This window comes from Chromobacterium sp. Beijing, assembly GCF_021496765.1.
Taxonomy (GTDB): domain Bacteria; phylum Pseudomonadota; class Gammaproteobacteria; order Burkholderiales; family Chromobacteriaceae; genus Chromobacterium.
On sequence record NZ_CP053750.1, the window covers coordinates 3,120,754 to 3,143,529 of the forward strand.

A 22,776-nucleotide genomic window follows, 5' to 3' on the forward strand; every position below is an offset into this window, starting at 1 on the left:
CATGACAAGCACACCGAACCTCAAAGACCAGATCCAGGACATCCTGCCCCTGAGCCCGCTGCAACGCGGCGTGCTGTTCCACACCTTGTTCGCGCCCGGCTCGCCGGTCTATTTCGAGCAATTGATCTGCCGGCTGGACGGCGCGGTGGACCCCGCCGCCATGGCCGACGCGCTGGAGCGGCTGGCCGAACGCCATCCCATCCTGCGCACCGCCTTCGTCACCAAGGGCCAGGCCGAGCCGCGCCAGGTGGTGTTCCGCCGCGCCCGCGCGCCGCTGGCCGTCCACGACTGGAGCCAAGACGATGCGGCCGAGCGCGAGCGGCGGCTGGAGGCGCTGCTGGACGAAGACCGCCGCCGCGGCTTCCAGCTGAACCGGCCGCCGCTGATGCGGCTGATGCTGCTGCGCTACGGGCCGGCGGAATGGCGGCTGATCTGGAGCCACCATCACATTCTGCTGGACGGCTGGTCGCTGCCCATCCTGATGCGCGATTACTTCGCGCTGCTGTCCGGCGCGGCGCTGCCGCCGCCGCCGCCGCCCTTCTCCGCCTATCTGAGCTGGCTGGGCCGCCAGGACCAGGACGCCGCCGCCAGCCGCTGGCGCGCCCTGCTGGGCGATCTCGCCGCGCCGACGCCGCTGGGCCTGGACCGGCCGGCGCTGCCGGGCGCCTTGGCCGGCGCCGACGTCGGCCAGATCGAACGACGGCTGGACTACCGCGTCGACGGCGACCTCGCCGCCGCCGCCGAACGCTGCCGGGTAACGCCGGGCACCCTGCTGCTGGGCGCCTGGGCCATCCTGCTCAGCCGCTACGCGCGCCAGGACGACGTGGTCTTCGGCCTCACCCTGTCCGGCCGCGCCATCGACCTGCCCGGCGTGGACGGCATGGCGGGCCTGTTGATCAACTCCCTGCCGCTGCGCCTGGCGACGCCGGCCGACGCCGCGCTGCCGCAATGGCTGGCCGAGGTGCAGCGCCGCCAGCTGGAGCTGCAATCGCTGTCGCACAGCGATCTGGCCGAAGTCCAGCGCCACAGCGGCGTGCCGCGCGGCCAGCCGCTGTTCGAAACCCTGGTGGCGATAGACAACTTCCCGATAGGCGACGCCCTGCCCTCGGACGGCTTGGGCTTCCGGATTTCCGACGTTTCCCAGCGCGAGCGCACCCACTACCCGCTGACCCTGACCCTGGTGCCGGGCGCGGACGGCTTGAGCTTGAAGCTGGGCTTCGACCGCGCGCGGGTGGACGAGGCGCCGGCCGCGGCGCTGGCCGAGGCTTATCTGGAGCTGCTGCGCCAGATCGCCGCGCGGCCGGACGCCGCGCTGCGCGAGCTGGGCCTGGTGCGGCCCAGCGCGGTTCAGCCGCCCGCGCCGCTCCCGCCGGCCGGCCGCGGCGGGCCGGACACCCTGGCCGCCGCCTTCCTGGCCGCCGCCGAGCGTTTTCCGGACCGCGTCGCCGTCAGCGACGGCCCCGCGACGCTGAGCTACCGCCAGCTGCGCGCCCAGGCCGCCGCCATCGCGGAACGCTTGCGCCAGGACGGCGTCGCGCCCGGCGTCAGGGTGGGCATCTGCCTGCCGCGCTCCGCCGCGCAGATCGCCGCCATGCTGGGGGTGACGCTGGCCGGCGGCGTCTATCTGCCGCTGGACCCGGATTATCCGGAAGAGCGGCTGGCCTATCAGCTGGACGACAGCCAGGCTTTGCTCACGCTGACCGACGCCGAACTCCGGCCGCGGCTGCCGGCGGAACACCGCTGCCTGTCGCTGGCGGAAATAGGCTGCGGCGCCAGACCGGCGGCGCGGCCGCCCGCCGGCCTGGAAGCCGGGCACGGCGCTTACGTGATCTACACCTCCGGCTCCACCGGCCAGCCCAAGGGCGTGCTGGTTTCCCACCGCAACGTGCTGCGTTTGTTCTCCGCCAGCGCCCGCCATTTCGCCTTCGACGAGAACGACGTCTGGACTTATTTCCACTCCTTCGCCTTCGATTTCTCGGTATGGGAAATCTGGGGCGCGCTGCTCTACGGCGGCCGCTGCGTGGTGGTGCCGCGCGAACTCAGCCGCGATCCGGCCGCCTTCGTCGAACTGCTGGGCCGCGAGGGCGTCACCGTGCTGAACCAGACCCCGTCGGCGTTCAAGCTGGCGATCGCCGCGGAAAGCGCCGCGCCGCTGCCGCGTCCGTCGGCGCTGCGCTGGGTGATCTTCGGCGGCGAGGCGCTGCGGCTGGCGGAATTGGGCCCGTGGCTGGAACGGCACGGCGACGACGGCCCGCGGCTGGCCAATATGTACGGCATCACCGAAACCACCGTCCACGCCACCTTCCGCCGCATCCGCGCCGCCGATCTTGAGGCCGGCGGCGAACTCAGCCCGATAGGCGAGCCGCTGGACGACCTGAGCCTGGAGCTGGCGGACCCCTGCGGCCACCCCGTGCCCTTGGGCGCGCCCGGCGAAATCCTGGTCGGCGGCGCCGGCGTCAGCCTAGGCTATCTGAACCGCCCGCAATTGAACGCCGAGCGTTTTCCCGGCGTCGGCGCGGAACGGCGCTACCGTTCCGGCGATCTGGCGCGGCGCAGCGCCGACGGCGAACTGCTCTACTGCGGCCGCATCGACCATCAAGTGAAGATACGCGGCTTCCGCATCGAGCTGGGCGAAGTGCGCGCGGCGCTGCTGAGCCATCCGGCGGTGCGCGACGTTCACCTCGTCGCCGCCGACGACCAACTCATCGCCTATCTGCGCGCCGACGACCCGGCCGCGGCCGGCGCCGACGCCTTGCGCCGCCATCTGGCCGCGCGCTTGCCGGCCCACATGATTCCGGCGGTCTTCATCGCGCTGGCCGAGTTTCCGCTCACCCTCAACGGCAAGGTGGACGCGCGCGCGCTGCCGTCGCCGCAAGGCGCGCGCTCGGCGCTGGACACGCCCTACGTCCCCGCCGCCACCCCCAGGCAAAAGCTGCTGGCCGAGATCTGGAGCCAGGTGCTGGGCCTGCCGCGCGTCGGCATCCACGACAATTATTTCTCGCTGGGCGGCGACTCCATCCGCAGCGTGCGCATCGCCGGCCTGGCCAAGGAGCGCGGCTGCCCGCTGAGCATCCAGGACATTTTCCGCCACGGCACCATCGCCGCCATCGTCGAGGCGATGGGCGAAGGCGAAGACGAAAACACCAGCGCGCCGGACCCAGTCCTGCCGCCCTTCGCGCTGATAGACGCCGCCGACCGCGCGCGGCTGCCGCCCGAGGTGGAAGACGCGCTGCCGCTGGCCAGGCTGCAGGCCGGCATGCTGTTCCACAATGAATACGACGACGGCCGCAATCTGTACCACGATGTGTTCTCCCACCGGCTGCGCGCCGACATCGCCCCGGAACGCCTGCGCCAGGCGCTGGCGGAGCTGAGCCGCGAACATCCGCTGCTGCGCACCGGCTTCGCGCTGGCCGGCTACTCCCAGCCGCTGCAGCTGGTCTGGCGCGATCTGACGCCCAGTCTGGACATCGACGACCTGCGCGGCCTGTCGCCGCAGCAGCGGGACGAGGCCGTGGCCAGCCAGCTGCGGCAATTGAGCGAGCAGCGCTTCGCGCCGGAGCGGCCGCCGCTGCTGCGCGTCGGCTGCCTGCGGCTGGCCGACGACGAATGGCAGCTGACGCTGGCCTTCCACCACGCCATCCTGGACGGCTGGAGCGTGGCCACCCTGTGCGCCGCCCTGTTCAAACGGATGCGCGGCCAGACCGGCCCCGCGCCGGCTCCGCGCGCGGCCTTCCGCGACTTCGTCGCCGCGGAGCGGGCGGCGCTGGCCGATCCGGCGCAACAGGCTTACTGGCGCGCCCAATTGAGCGGCCTGCCGTCCGCCGCCATTCCGCGCTGGCCGCAGCATGCCGCGCCGACGGGCAAGTCCAGGGTGGGCGCGCAGGAAATCGGTTTCCCGGCCGCCGTCGCCGCCGCGCTGATCCGCCTGGCCGCCGACAGCGGCCTGCCGCTGAAGACCCTGTTGCTGGCGGTGCACGCCCGCGCGCTGGCCTGCTTGTGCGGCCAGGACGAAATCGTCACCGGCCTGGTCAGCAACGGCCGCCCGGCCGACGCCGACGGCGCCGAAGCGCTGGGCCTCTTCCTCAACACCCTGCCGCTGCGCGTCCGCGTCGGCGGCAGCTGGCGCGCGCTGCTGGCGGAAACCATGGCGGCGGAGGGCAACAGCCTGCCTCACCGCTTCTTCCCGCTGGCGGACATCCTCAAGCTGGGCGAAGCCGCCCGCTCCGAAGCCTCCTTCAACTACGTGGACTTCCACGTCTACCGCGAACTGGGCGAGGCCGGCGCGCTGGAAGTGCTGGACAGCAGCCGCCTGGAAGCGGTGGACATCCCGCTGGCGGTCACCTTCAGCGCCAGCCGCGCCGAGGGCGCCGTCACCCTGGGCTTTTCCTACGACCGCGCGGCCTTCCCCGACGCGCAAGTGGCCGCCATCGGCCGGCTCTACCTGGCCGCCGCCGAGGCGCTGACGCGGAACCCGGACGCCCTGTGCCTGGACGCGCCGCTGACGGAGAGCGCGCCCAAGCCGCTACGCGGCCCGTCCGCCGGCCTCGCCGACTTCTCGGTGCCGCAGGCCATCGCCGCCGTCGCGCGGCAACGCCCGGACGCGGTGGCCGTGGCCGGCGAGGGCGCGACGCTGAGCTACGCCGAACTGGACGCCCGCGCCAATCGGCTGGCGCGCCGGCTGCTGGCGCACGGCGCCGGCCCGGACGCGGTGGTGGCGCTGGACTTGCCGCGCTCGCCCGAGCTGGTGGTGGCGATGCTGGCGACGCTGAAAGCCGGCGCCGCCTATCTGCCGCTGGACCGCGGCCAGCCGGAAGCGCGCCGCCGCGACATCCTGCAAGAGGCCGCGCCGGCCCTGCTGCTCAGCCTGGACCCCGCCGCTGACGCGCCGCCCGGCTGCGCCGTCTTGCAAGCAAACCTGGCCGAAGATCTGAACGATGAAGACGCGGCCGCCCCCGTCGCGCCGGTCCACGGCGACGCGCTGGCCTATCTGCTGTTCACCTCCGGCTCCAGCGGCCGCCCCAAGGGCGTCGCCGTCGGCCGCGCCGCGCTGGACAACCACATGGCCTGGATGAAGCGCCGCTACCCGCTGGACGCGGACGACGCGGTGCTGCAGAAAACCCCGGTGGGTTTCGACGCCTCGGTATGGGAATTCTGGGCGCCGCTGACCCAGGGCGCGAAGCTGCTGCTGGCGGCCGAGGACGGCCACCGCGACCCGGACTACCTGATCCGCGCCGTGCGCGAACAAGGCGTCACCGTGCTGCAGCTGGTGCCCAGCCTGCTGGCCGTGCTGCTGGCGATGCCGGACTTCGCCGGCTGCCGCGCGCTGCGCCGGGTCTTCGTCGGCGGCGAAGCGCTGCCGGCCGCCACCCTGGCCCGCTTCCACGCCGCGCTGGACATCCCCCTGGTCAATCTCTATGGCCCCACCGAAACCGCCATCGACGCCTCCAGCGCGGAATACCTGCGCTCGGACCCGCCGGCGCTCGCCGTCGGCATCGGCCAGCCCATAGACGGCGTCGTCTTCCACGTGCTGGACGCCCGCCTCAATCCGGTGCCGCCCGGCGTGCGCGGCGAACTCTACATCGCCGGCTGCGGCCTGGCGCGCGGCTATCTGGGCCAGCCGGCGCAGACCGCGCGGCGTTTTATCCCGGACCCGCTGTCGCCGCTGCCCGGCGGCCGCCTGTACCGCAGCGGCGACATCGTGCGCCTGCTGCCGGACGGCGCGCTGGAATACCTGGGCCGCGCCGACGGCCAGGTCAAGCTGCGCGGCCAGCGGGTGGAGCTGGAGGAGATCGAAGCCGGCCTCGCCGCCTGCCCCGGCGTGCGCCAAGCCGCCGCCGCGCTCTATCGCGACCGCTCCGGCGCGGACCGGCTGGCCGCCTACGTCCGGCTGACGCCGGAGGCCGAGGCCGGCGACTGGCGCGCGGCCATGCTGGCGGCGCTGCGCCTGCGCTTGCCGGAATACATGCTGCCGGCGCAATGGATCGCGCTGCGGCAATGGCCGATCGGCCCCAACGGCAAGACCGACCGCGCCGCCTTGCCGGCGCCGCAGACGGACGCGGCGTCCCCGGCCCGCGGCCGCGCGCCCGACACCCCGCAAGAGCAAGCCTTGGCCGCGATCTGGCAACAAGTGCTGGGCCGCGAGGACATCGGCGCCGACGACAACTTCTTCCAATTGGGCGGGGACTCCATCCTCGGCCTGCAAATCGTGGCCCAGGCCCGCCAGGCCGGCCTGGCGCTGGCCGCGCGCGACATCTTCAGCCATCCCACCGTCGCCGAACTGGCCGCCCAGGTTCGCCCGGCGCGGCCGGAAGCCGAACTGCCGGAGATTCCGTCCGACACGCCGCTGCCGCTGACCCCGGCCCAGCACTGGTTCTTCGAACGCCTAAGCGCCCTGCCGCGTCCCGGCCACTGGAACCAGGCGCTGCTGCTGAGCGTGGCCGCCGGCGTGTCCGCGCCGGCGCTGCGCGACGCCCTGCTGCGGCTGGAACAAAGCCACGACGCCTTCCGCCTGCGCTTCGCCGCCGGCGCCGAAGGCTGGCGTCAACACTACGCGCCGCGCGAGGCCTTGAGCGAAGAAGACTGGCTGGAGCGCGTCGATCTGAGCGCGCTGCCGGCCGCGGAGCGCGCCGCCGCCATCGAGGCCCGCGCCGAAGCGGCGCAGCGGGAGTTGGATCTGGAACGCGGGCCGCTGCTGCGGGCCGTGCACTTCGACTGCGGCGACGGCGAAGCCGGCCGGCTGCTGTTGCTCATCCATCATTTGATCGTGGACGGCGTGTCCTGGCGCGTGCTGTTGCAGGATCTCGCCGGCCTGCTGGCCGGCGTGGCCCCGCCGCCGGCGCGCGTCGGCTTCGGCCATTGGGCGCTGCGCCCGCGCGCGCCCTCCGCCGAAGAACGCGCTTACTGGCTAGACCAGGCGCGGCTGGCCGCCGACGCGGTCCGCGTCCCGCTGACGGCGGAGGCGGAACGCGACAACCGCTACGGCGCGGCCGACACCGTGGAACTGTCGCTGGACGGCGGCGAAACCGCCGCCCTGCTCCGCGGCGGAGCGCTGCGCGCCAGCGCCGAGGAAATGCTGCTGGCGGCGGCGCTGGGCGCGCTGCGCGACTGGCTGGACGCCGACGCGCTGTCCGTCACCATGGAAGGCCACGGCCGCGACGACGAGACGCTGGACCTCTCCCGCACCGTGGGCTGGTTCACCGCCCTGTACCCGCTGACCGTGAGCGGCCTGGCCGAAGCCACGCCGCAGCGCCTGCTGCGCCGGGTCAAGCAGACGCTGCGCGCGGTGCCGGCCGGCGGCGCCGGCTACGGCGCGCTGCGGCAGGCGGACGACGCCGACGCCCGCGCGCTGGCCGCCGCTCCGGAGCCGCAGATCGCCTTCAACTACCTGGGCCAGTTCGACGCCAGCCTGCCGGCCGACGGCGCGCTGGCGCCGGCGCCGGAATCAGTGGGCGCGATGGAAGACCCGGACGGCCTGCGCCCGCGGCTGATCGACATCGTGGCCCTGGTCAGCGACGGCAAGCTGTCGCTGCGCTGGAACTACGGCCGCGCCGCCCTGCCGCGCGCGACGGTGGAAGCCCTCGCCCGCCAGACGCGGCAGCGGCTGCTGGCGCTGCTGAGCCTGGACGCGGACGCCGCGGCGTCGGCCCTGACCCCGGACGACTTCCCGCTGGCCGCGCTGGACGAGGCCGGCCTGCCCGCGGCGCTGGGCGCGCATGGCGACATCGTCGACCTGTGGTCGCTGACCCCGGTGCAGGAAGGCATGCTGTTCCACTCGCGGATGGAAGCCGCCGCCGGCCCGGCCGGCGTCTATATCGAGCAAGTCGTCGCCGAACTGGACGGCGCGGTGGACCCGGCCTTGCTGCGCCAAGCCTGGGAACAGGTGCTGGCGCGGCACGACGCGCTGCGCGTCAGCTTCGCCTGGGAAGGGCTGGCCGCGCCGCTGCAGCGGGTCCACCGCGCACCCGCGCTGCCGTTCTCGGTCCGCGAAACGCCGGACGAGGCCGCGCTGGAACGCTATCTGGCCGCCGACCGCGCCGCCGGCTTCGCGCTGGACGCCCCGCCCCTGATGCGCCTCGCGCTGCTGACGCGTAACGGCGCGCCGTGGCGGCTGGTCTGGACCCATCACCACGCGCTGCTGGACGGCTGGTCCATGGCCGTCGTCTTCGACGAGGCGCTGGCCCTGTACCGCGGACTGAGCCAGGGCCAGAGCGCGGCGCTGCCGCCGGCGCCCTCCTTCGGACGCTTCATCAAATGGCTGCGCGCGCATAGCGACCGCCAGGCCCAGCAAGCCTTCTGGCGCGACTACTTCAGCGGCTACGCCGCCGCGGCCGATCTGGCCCTGCTGCCGGCCGGCGGCCCGGCCCGGCCGCGCTCCCAGTCGCTGCGGCTGAGCCCGGAACTGGGCGCCGCGCTGCGCAAGACCGCGCGCGAACGCAAAGTCACGCTCAACACCCTGTTCCAGGGCGCGCTGGCGGTGGCCCTGTCTCGTATCGGCCGCTGCGACGATCTGGTGTTCGGCGTCACCATGTCCGGCCGGCCCGAATCGCTGCCCGGCCGCGACGCCGCCGTCGGCCTGTTCATCGCCACCCTGCCGCTGCGCGCCGACTGCTCGGCCGCGCAGCCTATCGGCGATTTCCTCGGCCGACTGCAAGACGCCCAAAGCCGGCTGGTGCCGCACGAAGCCAGCGCCCTGGTGGACATTCAGCGCTGGAGCGGCCTGTCCGCGCGCCAGCCGCTGTTCGACGCGGTGCTGGTCTATGAGAACTACCCGATCCGCGCCGAGGTCGGCGACGCCGCCCAGGCGCTGCGCGTGGGCGCGGCCTCCGCGCGCGAGCAATCCAACTACCCGCTGACCCTCTACGTCAAACCCGGCGCCGACGCCATCGAGCTGGACGGCGTCTTCGACGCCGGCCGCATCGAGGCGGAACGCGTGGACGCGCTGCTGCACGCGCTGCCGCGGCTGCTGCGCCAGATCGCCGACGGCGCGGACCGCGTCGGCGATCTGCGCCTGGCCGAGCCGACGCCGCCGGCCGCCTTCCCGCCGCCGGACGGCGACACCGTGCTCGCCATGCTGAGCGCCGCCGCGCGCCTCACCCCGGACAAGATCGCGGTCGCCGCCGAGGACGGCAGCCTGAGCTACGGCCAACTGCTGGCCGGCGCGCGCGCGCTGGCGCGCCGGCTGATCGCCGACGGGGTGTCCCCGGGCGACACCGTGGCGCTGGCGCTGCCGCCGGACGCGCGCGCGTTGACCGCGCTGCTGGCCACGCTGTGGGCCGGCGCGCAATACCTGCCGCTGGACCCGGCGCTGCCGCCGCTGCGCCGCGACGCCATCCTGGAAGACGCCCGCCCCGGCCTGATCCTCGTCGACGGCGACGCCTCCGGCTGGCCCGCCTCCGCCAAGCTGTTGACGCTGCCCGCGCCCCTGCCGCACGCAGCCGCGGACATCGACGAGGGCCCGCTGCCCGGCGACGCGCTCCACCCGGAAGCGCCGGCCTACACCCTGTTCACCTCCGGCAGCACCGGCCGGCCCAAGGGCGTGCAGATCGCCCATCGCTCGCTGGCCAACATCCTGCGCCATTTCCGCGCCGAACCCGGCTTCGGCGCCGACGACGTCTTGCTGTCGGTCACCACCTGGTCCTTCGACATCGCGGCGCTGGAACTGCTGCTGCCCCTGGTCTGCGGCGGCACGGTCGCCATCGCGCCGGCCTCGGCCGCCGGGGACGGCCCGGCGCTGGCCGCCGAGGCCGCGCGCCGCGGCGCCGGCGTGATCCAGGCCACGCCGGCCAGCTGGCGCATGCTGCTGGAAGCCGGCTGGAAGCCCGCGCCCGGCCTGCGCGCCTGGTGCGGCGGCGAGGCGCTGCCCGCCGATCTGGCCCGCGCGCTGCTGGACGCCGGCGCCGCACTGTGGAACGTCTACGGGCCCACCGAAACCACCATCTGGTCCGCGCTGCACCGGGTGGACGGCGGCCAGCTGCCGCCGCCGGCCGGACACGCCATCCGCCGCACCACGCTGTGGACGGCCGACCATCACGACCAGCCGCTGCCGCCGCATCTGGCCGGCGAACTGCGCATAGGCGGCGACGGCCTGGCGCTGGGCTATCTGGGCGCGCCGGCGCAAACCGCCGCCCGCTTCCTCCCCGATCCGCTGGCCGGCCGGCCCGGCGCCCGCGTCTACCGCAGCGGCGATCTGGCCTGCCTGCTGCCGAACGGCGAGGTCCGCGTGCTGGGCCGGCTGGACGGCCAGGCCAAGCTCAACGGCTTCCGGCTGGAGCTGGAGGAAGTGGAAACCAGGCTGCGCGAGCTGCCCGGCGTGCGCCAGGCCGCGGCGGCCGTCCGCCGCGACCCGCAAGGCCACGCCCGGCTGATCGCCTATTTGGTGCCGGACGACAGCGGCGCCTGGCGCGCCGGCGACGAGGCCGATCCGGCCGCCATGCAGCGGGTCCGCGCCCGGCTGTCCGCCGCGCTGCCCGGCTATATGCTGCCCAGCCGCTTTGTCACCCTGGAGCGGCTGCCGCTGACGGCCAACCTCAAGCTGGACCGCAAGGCCCTGCCCGAACCGGCGGCGAACGCGCCGACCCGCGCCGGCAGCGCGCCCCAGGGCGCGCTGGAGCAAGCCGTGTGCGCGCTGTGGGAAGAAGTGTTCGAACGCGCCGGCGTCGCCGCCGACGACGACTTTTTCGAACTGGGCGGCCATTCGCTGCTGGCCACCCGCATCCAGGTGCGCGTCAACAAGATCTTCCGGCAGACCCTGCCGCTGCGCGCCACCTTCCACGCCCAGACCCCGCGCGCCCTGGCCGCGCTGCTGGCCGAACGCGAGTCCGCGCCCGGCCTGGCCGCCAAGATCGCCGCCGTCTACCTGAAGCTGCGCGGCATGTCCGACGCCGAGCGCGACGCGCTGCGCCAGGCCGCCGCCCAAACCACCACCATGGAAACCGCAGAATGAAACTGGAACACATCAACGCCATCGTCAGCGGCGCCGCCAGCGGCATCGGCCGCGCTTTCGCGCTGGAGCTGGCCCGCGCCGGCGCGCGGGTCCACGCCGCCGACCTGGACGCCGCCGGCCTGCGCCGGCTGGAGGAAGACGCCGCCGGCCTGCCCGGCGCGGTGCGCGGCTCGGTGCTGGACGTGAGCCAGGAAGCCGCGGTCCGCGCCTTTCTGAAAACGGCGTCTGAGGACGCGGAGCCGGCCAATCTGCTGGTCAACAACGCCGGCATCCTGCGCGACGGCTGGCTGGTGAGGCTGGACGTGGAAGGCTTCGTCCGCAAGCTGCCCACCGCGCAATGGCGGGCGGTGCTGGACGCCAATCTGACCGCGCCCTATCTGCTGAGCCGAGAATTCGCCGCCGCCCGCGTGGAGTCCGGCCTCAAGACGCCGGGCCTGATCGTCAACGTCTCCTCCGTCACCAGCGCCGGCAATCCAGGCCAGTCCAACTACGCGGCGTCCAAGGCCGGCCTGGACGCGCTGACCCGGACCTGGGCGCTGGAACTGGCGCCCTTCGGCATTCGCGTGGCCGGCCTCGCGCCCGGCCTGACCGACACCCCGATGGCGGCGGGCCTGGCGCCGGCCACCCGCGAGGACTTGATCGCCCAGGTGCCGCTGCGGCGCATGGCCGAGCCGGCGGAAATCTGGCAGGGGCTGAAATTCATCATCGAATGCGATTACTTCAACGGCCGCATCATCGCCATCGACGGCGGAGCGACCTTCTCGTGAAGCCGACACTTTCCGCTCCGGAGGCGGGCATTCCGCGCCGCATCCATCAGATCTGGTATCAAGGCGCCGCCGCGCTGCCGGACAAATACCGCCGCTACCGCGACAGCTGGATGCGGCGCCATCCGGACTGGGAGTTCGTGTTCTGGGACGCGCCCAAGATGCAGGCGCTGGTCGACGAGCACTATCCCTGGTTCGCGGCTCGCTACGCCGGCTTCGAGCGCGACATCCAGCGCATAGACGCCGCGCGCTATCTGTTCCTGGCGCTGCACGGCGGCTTCTACATCGACATGGACATCGAAAACCTGCGGCCCATAGACCCGCTGCTGCCGGAGAGGCGGCTGATCCTGTCGCGCACCCACGGCTTCAACAACGCGCTGATAGGCAGCGCGCCCGGCCACCCCTTGTGGGACACCGTGCTGGACCGGCTGGCCGCCGGCCAGTGCGCGCCGCTGGACCCGGCCATGCCGGCCCGGCTGCGCGAATCGCCGGCGATGCGCACCGCCGTCACCGTGGGGCCGCGCTTCTTCACCTGGTGCGTGCAGCAAAGCGGCTGCCTGGACGACGCGGCCACGCTGTGCTGCCCCGGCTATTACTTCGAACCCGGCTCGCCCACGCCGGACGGCAGCTCCTGGCCGCCGGCCGACGATCCCGACGGCGGCTACGCCCGCCACCACATGGACCTCAACTGGCTGGACCTGCGCCACCGGCTATTGTCCCGGCTGAACCGGCTGCTGCTGCCCTGGCTGACGCGACGGCTGCCTTTGCAATGAAAAAGTCGCCGCAATGCGGCGACTTCAAAAACAAGACATAGAAACCATTAATTCGCGGAAGGGGAAGCCGTTTGATTTTCCTGCATGAACTGCCTCAGGCTCAAGGGACGCATATCCGTCCAATTCTTTTCAATATAGTCCAGACACTCCTGTTCCGCGCCGCTGACGCCAAGCGAGCGCCAGCCGGCTGGAATGTCGCGATATTCCGGCCATATCGAATATTGCTCCTCGTGATTCACCACCACGATGTATTTGGTTTCGTTCATCGCGTCCTGCGTCATATCAACCTCCGTGCCGTCGCTAGAAAATTAAAACAGTTTCTAAATAAATCTATTTATCCAACCAAAACATTGCTAATTGGAATTGTTTAAATCGGAGAATACCGACTCACAAAACCCGCCAAAGAATATACCGCATAAATTGAATATTTTTACAGACCTCGAAAAATAATCGAAATCAAATCGGGCGCGATGGACGCGCAGCCCGATGGGCGCCGACAACACATCACCTGGAAAGCCATTGAAATGAGCGTTAGCGATTGGAACGATAACGACCTGGACCTTCTCGACCATTTGCTGGAACAAGAACTGGACGTCTTGCTTCCGGCCCCCGCGCCCGTCGACGGCGGGCGGATCGCCCGCGGCGACGCCGCCTCCGGCCCGCTGTCCTTCCAACAACAGCGGCTCTGGTTCCTGCACCAATTGAGCGCCGGCGCCGCCGCCTACAATATCTGCTCCGCCTTCCGCCTGAGCGGCGCCTTGCAGGCGGACGCGCTGTGCCGGGCCTTTGATTGCGTGGTGGCGCGCCACGCCTCGCTACGCACCGCCATCCGCGAAGTGGACGGCGCGGCGGCGCAGATCCCGCAGCCGGCCGGCCGCGCGGCCATCGAGCGCCTGGACTGGTCCGGCCTGCCGGCCGAAGAAGCCGCCTCCCGGCTGGAGGCGCTGGCGCGCCGCGAAAGCGCCCACGCCTTCGACCTGTCCGTCGGCCAGCCGCTGCGCATCGCGCTGCTGAAGCTGGCGGCGGACGAACACGCGGTGGTGCTGACCCTGCATCACATCGTCGGCGACGCCTGGTCGCTGACGGTGCTGATGGACGAGGCGGCCCGCGCCTACGCCGCGCTCAGCCGCGGCCGCGCGCCGGAACTGCCCGAGCTGCCCATCCAGTACCTGGACTACGCGCGCTGGCAGCACGCCAACGGCCGGCAAGACCGCTGGGACGCCGACCTCGCCTACTGGAAAACCCAGCTGGCCGGCCTGCCCACGCTGGAGCTGCCCACCGACAAGCCGCGGCCGCCGGTGCAGGGCTTCGACGGCGCCACCGTGGGCTTCGACATCGGCGCCGATACCGCCGAGCGCCTGCGCCGGCTGGCGGCGGCCGAACGCACCACCCTGTTCTGCCTGCTGCTGTCCGCCTTCCAGACGCTGCTGGCCCGCCACGCGCGTCAGGACGATCTGGCCATCGGCACCTCGCTGGCCGGCCGCGAACGGGTGGAAACCGAGGGGCTGATCGGCTTCTTCGCCAATATGCTGGTGATCCGCGGCCGCATCGGCCCCGCGGACAGCTTCCGCCAGTTCGCCCGCCGGCAATCCGACACCATGCGCGACGCGGTGGAGCACGCCGCCGTGCCCTACGACCAACTGGTCGGCGCGCTGGGACAGGCCAGCCGCGACCCCAGCCGCAACCCGCTGTTCCAGGTCGCCTTCACCCTGCTCAACATCCCGGCGGCGATGCCGACGCTGGACGGGCTGCGGCTGACTCCGGTGCTGAGCCAGGAGGCCGCCCGTTTCGACCTGGAGCTGTTCATGCGCGAGACCGAGGACGGCCTGTCCGGCGCGTTCTCCTACAACACCGCGCTGTTCGAGCGGCTCTCGGTGGAACGCCTCGCCGAACAACTGAGCCTGCTGCTGGACGCCGCCAGCCGTCAGCCGGACGCGCCGCTGGCCGCGCTGCCGCTGACCACGCCGCAACAGGCCGCCGCCCTGCTGACCTTGCCGCGGCAGGCCGCCGCCGTCGATTGCGAGCCGGTGCACCGCGCATTCAGCCGCTTCGCCGCGCGGCAAGCCGACGCCGCGGCGCTGCGCTGCGACGGCCGGGAACTGAGCTACGGCGAACTGGAGCGGCTGTCGGACGCCGCCGCGCGGCGGCTGGCGGCCGCCGGCGTGCGGCCGGGCGAACCGGTGGGCCTGTGGCTGACGCCCTCCTTCGAAATGCTGATCGGCGTGCTGGCCGCGCTCAAGGCCGGCGCCGGCTATGTGCCGATGGACCCGGCCTATCCAGCCGACCGCATCCGCTACATTCTGGAGGACAGCGGCGCGCGCGCCGTGCTCAGCACCGAGGCGCTGGCGCCCTCGCTGCCGCCCTTCGCCGGCCCGCTGCTGACCCTGGACGCGGCGGAACCCGCGCCGGCGGCGGCGCTGCCGGCCGGCGACGACCCGGACAGCCTGGCCTACATCATCTACACCTCCGGCTCCACCGGCCGGCCCAAGGGCGTGGCGGTCAGCCACCGCAACTGCGCCCGGCTGTTCTCCAGCAGCGCCGAGCTGTTCCAGTTCGGCCCGCGCGAAGTGTGGACGCTGTTCCACTCCTACGCCTTCGACTTCTCGGTATGGGAAATCTGGGGCGCGCTGGCCCACGGCGGCGTGCTGCTGATCGTGCCGCCGCTGCTGGCCCGCTCCTCGGACGCCTTCTACCAGCTGTTGTGCGAGGAAAAAGTCACCGTGCTGAGCCAGACCCCGTCGGCCTTCCGCCAATTGATGGCCGCCGAGGAAGCGAACCCGCGCGAAGGCGATCTGGCGCTGCGCTACGTCGTCTTCGGCGGCGAGGCGCTGGACCTGAGCAGCCTGGAGCCCTGGCTGGACCGCCACGGCGACGACTACCCGCAGCTGATCAATATGTACGGCATCACCGAAACCACCGTGCACGTGACCTTCCGCCGCATCGGCCTGCCCGAAATCAAGCGCAAGCTGGGCAGCGTGATCGGCGCGGCGCTGCCCGATCTGTGCATCCGTCTGCTGGACGACGCCCTGCAGCCGGTGCCGCCGGGCATGGTGGGCGAAATCCACGTGGGCGGCGCCGGCGTGGCGCTGGGCTACGTCAACCAGCCGGAGCTGAGCGCCCAGCGCTTCATGCCGGACCCGCACCTGGACAGCGGCCTGCGCTTCTACCGCAGCGGCGATCTGGCGCGCGTCACCCCGCGCGGCGAGCTGGAATACCGCGGCCGCGCCGATCAACAGGTCAAGCTGCGCGGCTTCCGCATCGAAACCGCCGAAATCCAGGCCCTGCTCAGCCAGCACCCGGCGGTGGCGGAAGCCGCCGTGGTGGTGCGCGGCGAAGGCGATCAGGCGCGGCTGGTCGCCTACGTCGCCAAGCGCAGCGGCGTGGACGCCGCCGCCAAGGACAAGGACAAGGGCTGGCTGCCCGCCTTCGACATGATCTACGAAGACGCGCCGGCCGAGGACGCCGACCTCGATCTGGTCGGCTGGACCGACTCCTACGACAACGCGCTGATTCCCGCCGAACACATGCGGCGCTGGCGCGACGAGATCCTGAGCCGCATCCGCGCCTTGAACCCGCGCCGGGTGCTGGAAATCGGCGTCGGCAGCGGCATGCTGCTGCTCGCCGTCGCCCCGGACTGCGAGCATTACCACGGCCTGGACTTCTCCGCCCGCGCGCTGGAGCGCCTGGGCCGCACCGTGGCCGCGCGCGGCCTGGAGCAGGTGACGCTGGAGCGGCGCGAAGCCCGCGAGCTGGCCGGCCTGCCGGACGACTTCGACACTGTGATCGTCAATTCCGTGGCGCAATACTTCCCCGACGCCGCCTACTTTCTGGACGTGGTGGACCAGGCGCTGGCGCGGCTGCGCCCCGGCGGCAAACTGCTGCTGGGCGACCTGCGCCACCTGGGCCTGCTGCGCCACTTCCAGGCCAGCCGCCTGCTGCGCCGCCTGCCCGCCGTCGCCGCGCCGACGCGGACGGAACTGCGCCGCCAGCTGGACGCGCTGATCGCCGAGGAAAAGGAACTGCTGGTGGACCCGGCGCTGTTCCGCCGCCTGGCGCGCCGCCGCGGCGACATCGCCGCGATCGAAATCCGCCTGAAGGAAGACGGCGGCGATTGCGAGCTGACCACCTACCGCTACGACGTGGTGCTGAGCAAGGGCGCGCCGCGCGCCGCCGCGCGGGCCGCCGACGCCTCGCGCTTGCGGCCCGGCCTGGCCAACCGCCGCGCCGCCGAGGTCAACCGCTTCCTCGCCTGGCTGGATCATGATCCGGCCAACAGCGCGGCCGACGACGAAGCCGCCGACGGCCAGCCCTGGCGGGCGCAAGCGCCGTCTGACGCCGCCGAGCCGGCCGAACTGCTGGCCGAAGCCGCCGCCGCCGGCCTGGCCGCCCGCCTCAGTTGGAGCGAGGACGCCGCCGACGGCCGTTTCGACCTGGCCTTGGCCGCCGCGGCCGACGCCCTGCCGCCGCTGGCGCTGGAGCGGCTGGACGGGGACGACGACGGCGAGCCCGCCGCCTGCTTCAACACCCCGGCGCAAAGCCAGCCGCGCGACGCGCTGGGACCCGAGCTGCGCCGCCATCTGGCCGCGCACCTGCCCGACTACATGCAGCCGGCCGCCTTCGTCACCTTGGACAAGCTGCCGCTGACCCATAGCGGCAAACTGGACTGGCGCGCCTTGCCCGAGCCCGACCAGGCCCAACAAGGCGGCGCCGACGCCGGAGCGCCGCCGCGCAACCGCGCCGAAAACGAAGTGGCCCGCCTCTGGGGCGAGGTCTTGGGCGTCAGCGGCCTGGGCCGCGAACAGAACTTCTTCGAAGCCGGCGGCCACTCCCTGCTGGCCACCCGGGTCATGTCCAGGCTGCGCGCCGAATTCGGCGTCGAACTGCCGCTGCGCACCCTGTTCGAACACCCGACGGTGGCCGAATTCGCCGCCGCGCTGGCGGCACGCGTCGCGCTGGAAGACCCCGCCGCGCCGGCCTCCGCGCCGGAGCGCCGCATCCCGCCGGCCGACCGCTCGCGGCCGCTGCCGGCCTCCTTCGCCCAACAGCGCTTCTGGTTCCTGGAACGGCTGGACCAGGGCGAACACGGCGTCTACAACATCGCCCAGGGCCTGCGCCTGCGCGGCCGCCTGGACCTGGCCGCGCTGCGCGCCGCGCTGGCCGGCGTGGTCCGCCGCCACGAGGCGCTGCGCACCCGTTTCGCGCTGAGCGACGGCGAGCTGCGGCAAATCGTCGACGGCGGCGACGGACCGCAACTGCAGGAACTGACGCTGCGCGTGGACGCCGGCGACAGTCTGGACGCGGCGCTGAATCGCGCCGCCGACGCCTTCGCCCGGCCCAAGTTCGACCTGGAGGCCGCGCCGCCGCTGCGCTTCGCCCTGCTGCGCATCGGCCCGGACGACGCCGCGCTGCTGATCGCGCTGCACCACGCGCTGTCCGACGGCTGGTCGCTGGGCGTGCTGGTGCGTGAATTCGGCGAGCTCTACGCCGCCGCGCGGGAACAACGCCCGCCCAGCCTGCCCGCCCTGCCCATCCAGTACGGCGACTTCGCCCAATGGCAGCGCGACGCCCTGTCCGGCGAACGCTACGACCAGATGCTGGCGCGCTGGAAAACGCGCCTGGCCGACGCCCCCGCGGCGCTGGAACTGCTGGGCGACCGGCCGCGCGGCGCCGGCGGGCCGCGCCGCGGGCGCTTCGTCCGCTTCAATTTCTCGCCGGCGGAAACCCAGAGCTTGCGCCGGCTGGCCGAGCGCGCCGGCGGCACCCTGTTCATGGTGCTGCTGGCCGGCTACGCCGAACTGCTGTCCCGCTACAGCGGCCAGCGCGATCTGGTGATAGGCAGCCCCATCGCCAACCGCAATCACCTGGACCTGGAGGGCCTGATCGGCTGCTTCGTCAACACCCTGGCGCTGCGCGTCGATCTGAGCGGCGCGCCCAACGCGCTGCAACTGCTCTCGCGGGTCCGCGACGTGGTGCTGGAAGCCTACGAACTGCAAGACATGCCGTTTGAAACCATCGTCGACGCGCTGCGGCTGGAGCGCTCGCTGGCGCGCAACCCGCTGTTCCAGACCATGCTGGTGCTGCAGAACGCGCCGCTGGACACGCTGCGCCTGCCGGGGCTGGAGCTGGAAACCCTGTCCAACGACGACAGCTCGCCGCGCTTCGACCTGACCCTGACCGTGCACGAAGCCGACGGCGGCCTGCAGGCGATGCTGGAATACGACGTCGACCTGTTCACCGACGCCGGCGCGCGCAGCCTGGCCTCCCGGCTGCAACGCTTGCTGCTGGCCATGGCCGACCAGGCGGAGCAGCCCTTGCCGCGCCTGGCGCTGCTGGACGCGGACGAAAGCCGGCGGCTGCTGGCGGACAACGGCGACGCGGCGTCCGCGCCGGCCACCCTGCTGCCCCTGATCGAGGCCAGCGCCGCCGCCGCGCCGGAAGCGACGGCCTTGAGCGACGAGCGCCTCAGCCTGAGCTACGGCGAACTCAACCGCCGCGCCAATCAACTGGCGCGCGGCCTGATCCGGCTCGGCGTCGGCCCGGAAGACATCGTCGCCATCGCGCTGCCGCGCTCCGCCGACACCGTGGTGGCCATGCTCGCCGCGCTGAAAACCGGCGCCGCCTATCTGCCGCTGGACCTGGACTACCCGGCCGCCCGTATCGCCTTCATGCTGCAAGACGCCGCCCCGCGCTGCGTGCTGACCCTGAGCGACGCCACGCTGCCGGACGGCGCGGCGCGGCTGAATCTGGACGAGCCGGCCCTGCAAGCGCAACTGGCCGCGCTGCCGGACGGCAACCCCGCCGACGCCGAGCGCGTCCGCCCGCTGCGGCCCGAGCACCCCGCCTACCTGATCTACACCTCCGGCTCCACCGGCGTCCCCAAGGGCGTGGCGATCCAGCACGGCAATCTCCACGCCTCCACCGCCGCCCGCCTCGCCTTCTATCCGGCGGAACTGTCGCGGCCGGGCACCGCCTTCCTGCTGCTGCCCTCCTTCTCCTTCGATAGCTCGGTGGCCCTGCTGTTCTGGTCGCTGGCCTGCGGCGGCCGGCTGATCCTCAGCCGCGCCGGCGGCCAGCTGGAGCCCGGCTACCTGGCCGGCCTGGTGGAGCGCGAACGGGCCGAAGTCTGGCTCAGCCTGCCCTCGCTGTACCGGACCGTGGCCCAGGCCCAGCCCGCCGGCTGGGGCGGATCGCTGCGCGCGGTCCTGTTCGGCGGCGAAACGGTGTCGGCCGGCGACCTGATAGGCGAAGGCCGGCGCTTCTACAACGAATACGGCCCCACCGAGGCCACCGTCTGGGGCACCGCGACGGAAATCGCCGCGCGCGACGGCCAGCCCGTCGACATCGGCCGCGCCATCCCCGGCTACCGCGCCTACATCCTGGACGAAGCCTTGCAGCCGACGCCGCCCGGCCTCGCCGGCGAACTCTATCTCGCCGGCCCCGGCGTCGCCCGCGGCTATCTGCGCCGCCCGCGGCTCACCGCGGAGCGCTTCCTCCCCAACCCCTTCCGCCGCGGCGAGCGGATCTACCGCACCGGCGACCGCGCGCGCTGGCTGGCGGACGGCCGCATCGAATACCTGGGCCGCGGCGACCAACAGCTGAAGCTGCGCGGTTATCGCATCGAAACCGGCGAGATCGAAGCCGCCCTCAGCGCCCAGCCCGGCATCGCCGCCGCCGCGGTGGCGCTGCACCACGCGCCGCCCGCCGCCGCGCGGCTGGTGGGCTATCTGGTGCCGGCGGACGGCGAGGCGGACACCGCCGCGCTGCGCCGCGCGCTGGCCGAGCGGCTGCCGGAATACATGATTCCCAGCGCCTGGGTCAGCCTGCCGGCGCTGCCGCTGACGCCCAACGGCAAGCTGGACCGCCGCGCGCTGCCGGCGCCGGAGCTGGCCGCGCGCGCCTATCGCGCGCCGGGCACCCCGCTGGAAACGCAGCTGGCCGCGCTGTTCGCCGCCGTTCTGGGCCTGCCGCGCATCGGCGTGGACGACAGCTTCTTCGACATGGGCGGCCACTCGCTGCTGACGCTGCAACTGCTGTCCCGCATCCGCGAGGAACTGGGTGTGGAGCTGCCGCTGGCCTCGCTGTTCACCTCCGGCACCGTCGCCGAGTTCGCCCGGCTGGTGGCCGAGGCCGGCCAGGCCGCCGCGCCGTCGGTGCTGGTGCCGATCCGGACCGACGGCGACGACGGCACCCTGCTGCTGGTCCACGACGGCTCCGGCCAGATCATCGGCTATCAAAAGCTGGTGGAGCGGCTATCGCCGCGCCGGCGCGTCTACGGCCTACAAGCGGCGGGGCTGGACCCGGCCGTCGCCGCCGACGACAGCGTGGCGGCCATGGCCGAGCGCTACGCCGCCGCCGTGCGGCAAGCCGGCCTGCCCGGACCGCTGATCCTGGCCGGCCACTCCTTCGGCGCCGCGGTGGCGGCGGAACTGGCGCGGCGGCTGGTCGAGACCGGCGTCGAAGTCAGCCTGCTGGCGGCGCTGGACGCGCCGCCGAGCCCGGACGCCGGCTTCCTGAACGAGCTGCCCCAGGACGAGGCCGGGCTGCTGCATTACATGGCCCGCACCGTGGAAATCGCCACCGGCAAAACGCTGGCCGTCTCGGAAGACATGCTGCGGCCGCTGGACCGCGCCGGGCGCTTCGCGCTGCTCAGCCGGCGGGTGCAAGACTCCGGCCTGTTCCCCCAGGGCATGGACCCGCGCCGGGTGGAGGCCATGTTCGACGTCTACCGCGCCAACCTGCTCAGCCTGCGCGGCCATCAGCCGCAAACCGCGCCCTGCCCGGTGGCGGTGTGGGTCACCGACGGGCTGGCCGCCAGCATGGCCGGACCGGCCGACCTGGGCTGGTCCGACTACGCCGCCGGCCCGGTCCAGGTGTTCCGCGCCGCCGGCGAACACGCCGACATGCTGCGCGAGCCGCATGTGGCCGGGCTGGCGGACAGCCTGGAGCGCGCGATGCGAGAACGCCATGTCTAAGCCCATGTCCGCCGTCCTCGCCGCCCCGCCGTCCTCGCTCTGGCGCGACCGGCGCTTTCTCTGGCTCTCCGCCGCCTGGTTCTGCTCCATCCTGGGCCAGCAGACCGCGCTGATCGCCCTGCCCTGGCTGGTACTGCAGCTGGGCGGCGACGGCCTCGCCCTCGGCCTGGTCGTCACCGCGATGGAACTGCCGCGCGCGGTGTTCATCATCGTCGGCGGCGCGGTGGCGGACCGGCACTCGCCGCGGCGGGTGTTCCAGTGCTCGCTGCTGTGCTGCGCGGCGCTGCTGGCCCTGCTAGGCTACGCCGCCTACCGCGGCGGGCTGCCCTTGGCCTGGCTCTATCCCTTCGCCGCCGCCATGGGCGTCGTCGCCGCCTTCACCGGGCCGTCGGCCGCCGCCCTGCTGCCCAACACCGTGCCGGAAGACAGGCTGCAACAGGCCAACTCCGTGTTCATGGCGGTCAACCAGCTCACCTTGCTGACCGGCCCCATGCTGGCCGGCGCGCTGATCGCCCTGCCCGGCGTCCGCGCCGGCGGCGGCCTGGGCCTCGCCTTCCTCTTGGGCGCCGCCTGCTTCCTGAGCGCCGGCCTGATGCTCAGCCGGCTGCGGCCGCTCGCCGCCGCCGCGCCGGCCGCGGCCCAATCCGCCGCCGGCATCCTGCGCGCCATCCGCCGCGGCGCCGCCTGGACCTGGGGCGACGCCACCTTGCGCGCGCTGTTCTTCTACTGGGCGGTGATCGCCTTCCTGACCGCCGGCCCCATCCAGATCGGCCTGCCGTTGCTGGTCAAGAACGTCTTGAGCCTGGACGCCGGCCATTTCGGCACCCTGCTGTCCGCCCAAGGCGCGGGCAGCCTGCTGGGCATGGCCCTGCTCAGCCTGCTGCCGCCCAAGGCGCTGGGCCGGCTGGGATGGATGGTATTCTGCGCGGACGCGCTGATGGGCGCGCTGATCATCGGCCTGGGCCTGTCCGCCGCGTTTGCCGCCAGTTGCGCAATGATGTTCCTGATCGGACTCTTGGGCGGCCTGGTGCAAGTCCGGCTGATGGCCTGGATCCAGGCCCGCATCCCGGCGGAGATGCGCGGCCGGGTAATGAGTTTTTTGATGTTCATGATGGCGGCGGTCACGCCCTTGTCCACCACGCTGGCCGGCCTGAGCCTGACCTCGGCGCCGGTGCGCGCCTTGTTCGCCGGCGCCGGCCTGCTGCTGATCGGCGTCGCCGTGCTGGCCCTGTGCAGCCCCCGGCTGCGCGCCATCGGCGCGCCCGCCGGCCCCGACGCCGCGGACGCCCGAGCCACCCCTTCCCTGCAAACAGGAGACTGAATCG

At 72.7% G+C, this 22,776-nt stretch carries 6 protein-coding genes; 5 read left to right on the forward strand and 1 reads right to left on the reverse strand.

Translation table 11 applies throughout. The annotated features are described in order from the left end of the window. The first annotated feature begins 1 nt into the window (after position 1). The 3 genes from HQN78_RS14480 to HQN78_RS14490 are packed head-to-tail and all read left to right on the forward strand — an operon-like array spanning position 2 to position 12,479. On the forward strand, positions 2–10,942 hold the full coding sequence (locus HQN78_RS14480; protein ID WP_235084508.1) for a non-ribosomal peptide synthetase: 10,941 nt from the start codon (positions 2–4) through the stop codon (positions 10,940–10,942). Continuing rightward, the gene (locus HQN78_RS14485) at positions 10,939–11,709 is read left to right on the forward strand and encodes an SDR family oxidoreductase (protein WP_227106803.1); all 771 of its coding nucleotides are present in this window, start codon (positions 10,939–10,941) and stop codon (positions 11,707–11,709) included. Before HQN78_RS14480 ends, HQN78_RS14485 begins: the two co-directional genes overlap by 4 nt. Further along, a complete protein-coding gene (locus tag HQN78_RS14490) occupies positions 11,706–12,479 on the forward strand; it encodes a glycosyltransferase family 32 protein (RefSeq protein ID WP_235084513.1) in 774 nt (257 codons plus the stop codon). Before HQN78_RS14485 ends, HQN78_RS14490 begins: the two co-directional genes overlap by 4 nt. A 47-nt stretch (positions 12,480–12,526) precedes the next feature. On the opposite strand, the gene HQN78_RS14495 is transcribed toward HQN78_RS14490, so the two are convergent. After that, positions 12,527–12,760: an MbtH family NRPS accessory protein gene (locus HQN78_RS14495; RefSeq protein WP_107798078.1), complete on the reverse strand. Its 234-nt coding sequence runs from the start codon at positions 12,758–12,760 to the stop codon at positions 12,527–12,529. Between the two features lie 243 nt (positions 12,761–13,003). Here HQN78_RS14495 and HQN78_RS14500 point away from each other — a divergent pair, with 243 nt between their 5' ends. Next, on the forward strand, positions 13,004–21,451 hold the full coding sequence (locus HQN78_RS14500; RefSeq protein ID WP_235084518.1) for a non-ribosomal peptide synthetase: 8,448 nt from the start codon (positions 13,004–13,006) through the stop codon (positions 21,449–21,451). Further along, positions 21,444–22,772: an MFS transporter gene (locus HQN78_RS14505; protein WP_235084520.1), complete on the forward strand. Its 1,329-nt coding sequence runs from the start codon at positions 21,444–21,446 to the stop codon at positions 22,770–22,772. The genes HQN78_RS14500 and HQN78_RS14505 overlap by 8 nt, the downstream gene beginning before the upstream one ends. Positions 22,773–22,776: the final 4 nt, after the last annotated feature.

What these genes read in the sequence shown, in the direction of transcription:
- HQN78_RS14500 (WP_235084518.1), top strand. Translation starts at nt 13,004, where the DNA reads ATGAGCGTTAGCGATTGGAACGATAACGACCTGGACCTTCTCGACCAT.
- HQN78_RS14485 (WP_227106803.1), top strand. Translation starts at nt 10,939, where the DNA reads ATGAAACTGGAACACATCAACGCCATCGTCAGCGGCGCCGCCAGCGGC.
- HQN78_RS14495 (WP_107798078.1), bottom strand. Translation starts at nt 12,760, where the DNA reads ATGACGCAGGACGCGATGAACGAAACCAAATACATCGTGGTGGTGAAT.
- HQN78_RS14480 (WP_235084508.1), top strand. Translation starts at nt 2, where the DNA reads ATGACAAGCACACCGAACCTCAAAGACCAGATCCAGGACATCCTGCCC.
- HQN78_RS14505 (WP_235084520.1), top strand. Translation starts at nt 21,444, where the DNA reads ATGTCTAAGCCCATGTCCGCCGTCCTCGCCGCCCCGCCGTCCTCGCTC.